Here is an 8,823-nt window from a genome sequence, read left to right on the forward strand (position 1 = left end):
CCCAAGCCGTATCGAAACAGGATTATCTATGAAGCAACTCGTCGTCCTCGGCAGCGTCAATGCCGATCATGTCCTGCGCGTCCCTCACTTTCCCCGTCCCGGCGAGACCCTGCGCGGCCACAGTTACCAGGTGCTGCCCGGCGGCAAGGGAGCCAATCAGGCGGTGGCTGCGGCGCGCCTGGGCGCCGACATCGGTTTTATCGCCCGCATCGGCGATGATGCCATCGGCCACCAGATGCGCGATGGCTTCGCCGCCGACGGCGTCGAGGTGAGCGCGGTCGAGTGTGACCCACTCCTGCCAACCGGCATCGCCATCATCTATGTGAGCAATGAGGGGGAGAACAGCATAGGCCTCTCGGCCGAGGCCAACGGCGCCTTGACGCCCGAGGTGGTCGAGCGCCACGCCGACGCGATTCAGGGGGCCGACACCCTGCTGCTGCAGCTCGAGGTTCCCCTCGAGAGCGTGCTGCGCGCCGCCACGCTCGCCCATGCGGCCGGCACCCGGGTGGTGCTCAACCCCGCCCCGGCCCAGCCGCTGCCCCAGGCGCTGCTCGCCCTGGTCGATCTCATCACCCCGAACCAGACCGAGGCCGAACTCCTGACCGGCGTGGCGGTCAGCGACGAGGCGAGCGCCCGCGCGGCGGCCCTGCGCTTCCACGCCATGGGGATCGGCAGCGTGATGATCACCCTGGGCGCCCAGGGGGTCTACTGGAGCGAGCAGGGGAAGGCGGCCCTCATCCCCGGTTTTCGCGTCACCGCCACCGACACCACGGCGGCCGGCGACACCTTTAACGGGGCCCTGCTGGCCGAGCTGCTGCGCGGCGCCACCATGGCGGAAGCCATTCGCTTTGCCCACGCAGCGGCAGCCATCTCGGTCACTCGCCTGGGCGCCCAGAGCTCGATCCCGACCCTGGCCGAGGTGCGCGATTTCCTCAAGGAGCATGGCTGATGGTCAACATTCGGGACGTGGCGGTGCGGGCCGGGGTCTCGACCACCACAGTCTCTCACGTCATCAACGAGACCCGCTTCGTGGCCGAAGAGACCCGGGAGCGGGTGTTCGCCGCCATGCTTGAGCTCAACTACGCGCCGAGTCTGGTGGCGCGCAGCCTCAAGGTCAAAGAGACCCACAGTATCGGCATGCTGGTGACCACCTCGAGCAACCCCTTCTTCGCCGAGGTGGTGCGCGGGGTGGAGCGCTACTGCTTCGAGCAGGGCTACAACCTGATGCTCGGCAACACCGAGGGCGAGGCGGCGACCGCCCTCTCCTACCTCAAGATGATGCTGAGAAAGCGGGTCGACGGCCTGCTCATCATGTGCAGCGAGGGGCAACAGGAGGTGCTGGGTCAGCTCGACTGGCTCAAGGGGCTGCCGGTGGTACAGATGGACTGGGGTACGGGGGGGGATGGCTGCGATCTCATCGCCGACAACTCCCGCCACGGGGGCATGCTGGCGACCCGCCACCTGATTGCCCTGGGTCATCGCAAGATTGGCTGCATCACGGGGCCGCGCTCGCGGGCACCGGGGGCCGACCGGCTGGCCGGCTTTATCGACGCCCTGCAGGAGGCGGGGCTCCCCCTGCACAGCGAGTGGATCGTCGAAGGGGCGTTCGACTGCGCCAGCGGCCATCGCGCCATGCAGAGTCTTCTAGCGCTGCCCGAGCGGCCCACCGCCCTGTTTGTCTGCAACGACATGATGGCGATGGGGGCCGTTAGCGCCGCCACCGAGGCGGGGCTGCGCATCCCGGAAGATCTCTCCATCATCGGCTACGACAACGTGGAGCTGGCCGAGTACCTCTCGCCGCCGCTCACCACAGTCAACCAGCCCAAGGAGGAGCTCGGCCGCCTCGCGGTGACCACCTTGCTGGCACGCATCAATGGCAGCCAGGACGCCTCGCGCCTGATCACGCTGGAGCCCAATCTGGTGATCCGCCGCTCCTGCGCCTCCCCCCGCCCCTAAGCCGGGCAATCCAGTGGGGTCAGACCGAGTTCCCGCGACAGGGTGAGCAGGCTCTCCCCCAGCTGCCCCTGATGGGAGAGGGATAGCCAGAAACGAATGGGCCATCCCTCTGCCAACTGACGGGCAGTGGCGCTGCCTATCTCCTCGACAGCCAACGCAACGCCGCTGGCAATCACCCTCTCTTTGAGCTGCTCATCCCACTCTCCCACCACAGGGAGAGAGAGGATCACACGGCTGACCATCTCCTGCCGCAGCGCCAGGCCATCGAGCAGATGAATCAGTTGCGTCACGCCGTGCAAGCGGATCACCAGGGGGAGACCCCGCTCCTGCCAAAGCATGGCCGCGTGGGGCAGCACCACCTGCTCCAGCATCCCCACCTCGTCGAGCCATTCGGGCTCGCAATGCTCCCCTTGCGGCAGCCAGCGCAGATAGAGCAGCAGGGCGCTCACCTCTCCTGCGCTCTGTAGCGGCTCGAAGCTGTGCTCCAGGGGACTCATGCCCCCCTGATGAAGCCACTGCAACAGGGTCTGACTGCGCTGCTGACGCAGCAGCAGACGCTCTGCGAGACGCCGCTCGAAGAAGACCAGATCACCCAGGTCCCCCCGCTTGGCCTGATCCAGCGCCTGGATGGCATGATCGATGAGATTGCTCACTTCATCCGATCCACCGGCGAGGGCAACGCCCAACCGACAGCGGGGGATGAGGCGCTGCTCCCGGGTGATAAAGGGCTCGCCGATCACCCCCGGGATCTCTTTGACCCGTTCGCTCAACCCGGCACTCTCGGCCGGGGGCATCACCAGGGCAAATTCGTCCCCTCCAAGGCGGTAGGCCGTGCCATGGGGCCAGTCGCCGAGCCGCTGGGCGATCACCTGCAGCAATCTGTCTCCCACCTGATACCCGAGCTGATCATTAACCTGCTTGAAGCGCTTGAGATCGAGGATAACCAGGGCCCCTACCCGCTCGTGACACAATCCGGATCCGAGGGCCTGGTAGAAGGCTCGTCGGTTGCCCAACCGAGTCAGGGGATCGAGTAAAGAGAGGCGCCGATTCTGATCGTTGGCCCGGCACAGGGCCAGCACCAGCACCATGCCGGCCAACAGCAGCAGCAATTGGCTGATCTGAAGCCAGCGCAGGTCCCGGCGGATATGTTGGACCGAACTCTGGCGCTGTTCACCGGTCAGTGCCTCCTGCTCGAGGACCTCAATACGACGAATGTCATTAGTGACTCGCTCGACCAGCTCGTCCATCATAGGGCCGGGACCAAGCTCACCTCCGTCGATCCGGGGGGCCAACCGCTTGAGGTTATCAAACAGGGAGTGGGTCGCCTCCACCATTCCGCCCTGCCTGCGCAGTTCCGCAGACTCCTCGCTAACCAGGAAGATATCGACCCGATTCCAGAGGAGATCGAAGAGCAGGGTGAGATCGTCCCTGGAGAGAGCACCCGCCCGATAGAGTCGCAATCCATCGCTGAAACGTTGTGACTCCAACACCAGCTGGCCCATGTGCCAGTAGTTGGTGCGATAGAGGTAATCGACGCTCTTCTCCTGTTTCCCCTGCAGATAAAGAGCCAATACCGACACACCGATAAAGAGCAGTGCCGTGAGCAACATCATGGCGTTGTACAGCAGGCGCCTCATCGAATTATCTCAATGGTCACCAACTGCCATACCATGGCAGCCTCATTTTCCGGTGTTTTGAGATCCGGGCGATCGCTGAAAGGCAGCAGAAGCCACAGGGGGCCCTTGTTGCGACGGGTGAGAGGCTTGCCATTTTCGCTCATGGCCAGGATGGCGGGGTAGCTGGAGAAGGGTCTCAGATCCAGCTCATAACGGTAGTGATTGAGGGCCGTCATGGCGATGCGTTTGGCGCCCGTCCCCTGCAGCACTTGCTCAAGGGCGGGGCCTTCATAGCTATTGCTGCCCTGGGTCCAGGCGGTAATGGTACGAAAATGGTGTTGGGGCAACGACGTTAACTGGGCTCGGGTGAAGGTACGAATAGGCTCACCATTGCCATTTTTCAGGGTCAGCAGCACCTCCTCCGCCTGAGCCCCGAACACCAGAAGCAACCCGAGCCACCATCCGCGCATTAGACGCATAGCGCACCTCCCACTTCACACCATGTCGGGATGAGTGTGGCGGGATTTCACTCCGATGGCCAGGAGAGTGCTGCGGATCAGCGATGCGCCATCCAGTCGTATTCAGGCTTGAGAGGCTCGGATTGCACGCCGTGGGCCACCAGCAAGCCGTCCACGAAGGCGGGCACCAGATGGGTGGCCAACCCATAGTGCTTCTCGTCAAACTGGCTGTCGACCTCACTGGGCTCCAGATTGAGCTCCACCGAATGGGCTCCGCTCAGGCTCGCCTCATGGACGAAACCGGCGGCCGGGTAGACGGCCCCCGAGGTCCCGATAGAGATGAAGAGATCGCAGCGCGCCAGTGCCGAATAGATGCGATCAAGCCCTATCGGCATCTCGCCGAACCAGACCACATGAGGGCGCAGGGGGTGGGGAAACTGACAGCAGGAGCAGAGATCGCTCTCGGTGATCGGCCCCTTCCACTCGATAGTCTGTCCCGACTGGGGACAGCGCGCCTTGAGCAGCTCGCCGTGCATATGGACAAGGTTCTTGCTGCCGGCGCTCTCATGCAGGTTGTCGATATTTTGGGTCACCAGGGTCACAGTGCCCGGAAAGAGGCGCTCGAGGCGAGCCAGGGCGTAGTGGGCGGGATTGGGATGAATACAGGGCTGCTGCAGCTGGGCCCGCCGTGCATTGTAAAAGCGCTGCACCAGAGCCGGATCCCGGGCATAGCCCTCGGGGGTGGCCACATCCTCGACACTGTGATCCTCCCAGAGTCCATCGCTGGCGCGGAAGGTCTTGATCCCCGACTCGGCCGAGATGCCTGCCCCGGTCAGGATAACGATATGCTGGTAGTGTCGTTCCATAGCCTTACTCCTTTTTCCTTGACCCTAGCACGCGCCTTCCCCTGCGACTATTCGCCCTTGGTCTGATGGGCAAGCCAGGGATCGAGAGCGGTCAGATCAAGGCGCACAAACACCATGGCCCGCCCCGTCACCAGCGACACCGGCAATCCGAGCCGCTGCACCAGAGCCAACATGGGGCGATTCTCGGCCAGGATCTCGGCCATCCACTCCCGAACCCCCTCCCCCCTGGCGAGCAGGGCGAGGGCCAGCAAGATATGGCGGGCCGCACCGCGACGCTGGAAGTGATCGGCGACCACACAGGAGAACTCGGCCCGCAGAGGATGGCGCCGGCGCCGGATCGACTGGGCCTGCGCCACCGGGTAGCCCTTGTCGTCACACAGCAGCAATGACAGCTGGGTGTCACGCGGATAATCGGTAAACCAGGCCACCTGCTCCTGGCTCGGCGGCTGCTTGGCACGCATGAATCTCAGGTAGACACTGCGTTCGCTCAGGTCGTGAAAGGCCTGAACCAGACGCCCCTTGTCACCGGGCACCACCTCTCGCAGCAGCACCCGATCGCCGCCCAGAGTCAACGACAGCGGCATCTCTTTACGTGTATGAGGCCAGGGCCCCTGATCCAACAGCTGATGCAGGAGCGGCATGTCGGCCCCCTTGCAGCGATAATCAATGCCCACCTACCAGCGCCCCTCAAAGCCACGCGCCAGCCAGACCTCGTCGTCGAGCAAGCCGTAGGGATCATCCAGATAGAGCCGGCACCCCTTGTCCCGGGCCCGCTCCAGAAAGTGCTCGATAAGCCCCCCCTGCTCGAGCAAGGGCAACAAGCGTGAGCCAATCAGTATGGCCTCCAGGGGCAGGCGCTCGAGCAGCTCGAAGGAGAGGGTCTCCCGACTATCGACGAAGAGGGCCAGCGAGGCCCCCGCCAGGCGAGCCTGCAAGGCGAGGGAGAAGCGATCTGGATGGGAGAGCAGCTCATCCCGGGAGCGAATGACCAGCGTCCATCGCCCCTCGCCCTCGGCCTGCTGACGCAGGGCCGACCACTCCTTGTCGAGAGACGCGAGCAGCAGCCAGCGACTCAGGGGGGCCGGCACAGGGGCATCCGGCCGCCCCAGGACGCCTGCAATCTCCCCTGCCCAGCTTCTCACCCGGCGCGACTGGGGAGGACGAAGATGGGGGGCAGGTGCCCCCTCGTAACCGCGCAGCAGCAGGGGGAGCAGGCGATGGGTGTCGAGGGGCTTGGTAAAGGCTCCCACCACCTTGACACCGCGCAGGGAGAGCAGTTGTGCGGCCCCGTCGACCAGGGACTGATCGTGCCCCGACAGCAGGATCACCGGCGCCGTCACCTTTACCTCGCGCCCCAATACCCGAATGGCATCATCGTGTGCCAGCGCCAGATCGCTGACGACCCAATCCACCGGCCCGGTCTCCAGTGCGCGGCGCAGCTCGCTCTCGTCGCGAACCAGGGTCACTTGGGCGCCCATCTCCCGGATCTGCCCGGCCATCTGCGCTCCCTGAAAGGGGTGATCCTCGAGCAGCAACACCTGTTGGCGACCCAGCCACTCATGCCAGGCCTGCAGTGCCCGCTCGAGTCGGGGGCGCCAGAGCGTATCGAGACTCAGGATCCCCTCCCCCTCATGCAGGGCATCCCAGTAGACCTTGCCACTGTGGTGGGCGGGACTAAAGAGCAGGAACTGACTCTTGCCAAACCAGCTTCCCCACTGCCAGTCGCTGGAGGGCTCGGCCCGCAACAGGGCAATCTCGGCTGGCAGCTGGCTCTCGAGGGCGAGGCAATAGCTGCGATCGTCAAGGGCATAGAGGGTTACGGGACGAAACTCATCCTGCTCACCGCTTGCACCTCCCAGCAGCGCTGTCAGCTCTTCATCTGTGATGATGTTGATCATTGTCGTCACCTCTGCGCAAGCGGCATACCACGCTCTCCAGCGCCGCACCGAGGGCGGCCTCTCCATCCCATTGCGGATGCTGCTGCCAATAGTCAGCCAGTCTGACCAGCTCGGCGGCGCCTACCATTTTTGCCGAACCCTTGATGCGGTGCAATTGGGAGGCCCACCCTTTGCTATCCCCCTCACGCCACTGGCGTTGCAGCAGCGCAAGATCCTGTCGGCTGGTGGTCTCATAGAGGGTTATCAACTCATCATTGAGCAGTCCACTCGGTGTCTCATCGACAACGGTGGGCAGGCACCCTTGCATCAGATTCGCCAACTCCTGGCGACGCACCGGCTTGTCAAGATGGCCATCGCAGCCACAGGCCGTGAGTCGCTCGGCCGCCTGGACACTGAGATCGGCGGTGATCACATAGACGGGGATCCCATCCCAGCGGGCATCGCCCTTGATTCGTCTGCACAGCTCGGCGCCGTCGACCAGCGGCATCTGCAGATCGGTCAACACCAGATCGACCCTCTCCCCACGCTCCAGATGCTGCAGCGCCTCGGCGCCATCGGCCGCCTCCACCACCCGGGCCCCCAACTGCCCCAGCTGCATAGCCAACACCTGGCGGTTGAGGGGGTGATCCTCCACCAGCAGCACCTTGAGTCCGGTTCCCGTCGCAGGGGGCGCATGGCTCTCACCCTGGCTCGCCGTGGTCAGGGCCGTCAGGATGGCGCCGGGCAGCAGACGCTGACCACGCCAGCGCCAGCACGGGAGCCCAAACTCATCATGCTCCAAACCAAGGGGTTCCCCTTGCCGGGCGATCCCGAGCCGGCCCAGCCAGGGATCCCAGCGAGCCGCCTCGTCGGACGGCATCAACAGCGTGACGCCCTCTACCACACGCTTGCGGGGGAGTTGCAGGGGCGATGGTTGCAGCGGCAGGCGACACCAGAAGCGGCTCCCGGGCTGGCGTGCCGTGACACCGATCCCCCCCCCCATCTGGCTCACCAGCTGGCGACAGATGGCCAGCCCAAGGCCGGTTCCCAGCCCCTGGCGTCTGGCCTCCTCACCCTGCTCAAATGGCTGGAAGAGGCGTGCACCGAGCTCCTCTTCGATACCCGGGCCCTCGTCCTCCACCGCCAGATGCAGCAGGCCATCGCCCACCCCCAGGGTGAGGCTCACCCGGCCGCTTGGGGTGAACTTGATGGCATTGGAGAGCAGGTTATGGACTATCTGGGCGAAACGATGGGGATCGAGCCACAGGGTTACCGGCAAGTCAGGCTCAACCCGCAGGCTCAGGGCCAGCCCCTTGTCCCTTGCCTTGGGCCAGTGGATGGCCGCCACTTGCTCGCACAGCAGGGCCAGATCGACTCGCTGTGGAGTCAGGGCCAGCTGGGTGCTCTCGTTACGGGAGAAGTCGAGAATATCGTTGAGCAGACCCAGCAGCTCGTCACTGGCCTGTCGAACCCCCTCCAGTGCCCTGCCCTGCTCTGCCGAGAGCGGCGTACCGGAGAGCCACTCCAGCAGACCGATGATGGCGTTCATGGGGGTGCGGATCTCGTGGCTTATCGAGGCCAGGAAGCGCCCCTTGGCCTCGACTGCGGCCTCGGCACGCTCCCGGGCCTCCGACAGCCCCTTCTCCACCTCGCGCCGACGCACGACCTCGAGGGCCATTCGGCGTCTGGAGCGCCAGATCAGCAGCGAAATACTCCCACCAGTCAGGAGCAGCAACAGGGAAGAGCCAATCCAGAGTCCATAACTCACCCCTTCGACCTGGGTCACCGAGAGCCGCAGCCAGCGCTGACGCAGCTCATCTTGCTGCGTCGGGGTGATCCGCATGATCCCCTGATCGAGAAAGGTGGCCAGATGGGGTGACGCCGCAGCGACGGCAAACCCGAGGCCCCAGCGCTCGGTCGCCAGATCGTTGATCCTGAGATCGTGCAATCGATTGAGCTGCAAGGGGTATTGCAACTGATAGAGATCGGCCAGCATGGCATCGCCCTCGTTGAGCCTCAGTCGCCGTGCCCCCTCATCGAGGGTGGCGAC

8 protein-coding genes are annotated in these 8,823 nt (G+C 64.6%); 2 read left to right on the forward strand and 6 right to left on the reverse strand.

Translation table 11 applies throughout. The features are described 5' to 3' along the window. Positions 1-28 precede the first annotated feature (28 nt). Positions 29-949, forward strand: coding sequence for a ribokinase (gene rbsK, locus BN1133_RS02370; RefSeq protein ID WP_050664945.1), 921 nt, complete (start codon positions 29-31; stop codon positions 947-949). Then, a complete protein-coding gene (locus tag BN1133_RS02375) occupies positions 949-1,956 on the forward strand; it encodes a substrate-binding domain-containing protein (RefSeq protein WP_050664946.1) in 1,008 nt (335 codons plus the stop codon). Before rbsK ends, BN1133_RS02375 begins: the two co-directional genes overlap by 1 nt. On the opposite strand, the gene BN1133_RS02380 is transcribed toward BN1133_RS02375, so the two are convergent. From BN1133_RS02380 to BN1133_RS02405, 6 genes are all read right to left on the reverse strand, one after another. Continuing rightward, positions 1,953-3,593, reverse strand: a complete 1,641-nt coding sequence (locus BN1133_RS02380; RefSeq protein WP_050664947.1) for a GGDEF domain-containing protein — start codon at positions 3,591-3,593, stop codon at positions 1,953-1,955. The two genes, BN1133_RS02375 and BN1133_RS02380, sit on opposite strands and share 4 nt — an antisense overlap. After that, positions 3,590-4,051, reverse strand: a complete 462-nt coding sequence (locus BN1133_RS02385) for a putative pterin-binding protein (protein WP_136613588.1) — start codon at positions 4,049-4,051, stop codon at positions 3,590-3,592. Before BN1133_RS02385 ends, BN1133_RS02380 begins: the two co-directional genes overlap by 4 nt. A 77-nt stretch (positions 4,052-4,128) precedes the next feature. Next, positions 4,129-4,896 carry a Sir2 family NAD+-dependent deacetylase gene (gene cobB / locus BN1133_RS02390; protein ID WP_050664949.1) on the reverse strand — a complete coding sequence of 256 codons (768 nt, stop codon included), beginning with the start codon at positions 4,894-4,896 and terminating at the stop codon, positions 4,129-4,131. 47 nt (positions 4,897-4,943) lie between these two features. Next, the gene (locus BN1133_RS02395; protein ID WP_050664964.1) at positions 4,944-5,537 is read right to left on the reverse strand and encodes a GNAT family N-acetyltransferase; all 594 of its coding nucleotides are present in this window, start codon (positions 5,535-5,537) and stop codon (positions 4,944-4,946) included. 33 nt (positions 5,538-5,570) lie between these two features. Further along, positions 5,571-6,794, reverse strand: a complete 1,224-nt coding sequence (locus BN1133_RS02400; protein WP_050664950.1) for a response regulator — start codon at positions 6,792-6,794, stop codon at positions 5,571-5,573. Further along, positions 6,772-8,823: ATP-binding protein (locus tag BN1133_RS02405; RefSeq protein WP_197273642.1), on the reverse strand; the 2,052-nt coding region annotated here is incomplete at its 5' end. The genes BN1133_RS02405 and BN1133_RS02400, both read right to left, overlap by 23 nt.

This window comes from Aeromonas schubertii (genome assembly GCF_000820105.1).
Lineage (GTDB): Bacteria > Pseudomonadota > Gammaproteobacteria > Enterobacterales > Aeromonadaceae > Aeromonas > Aeromonas schubertii.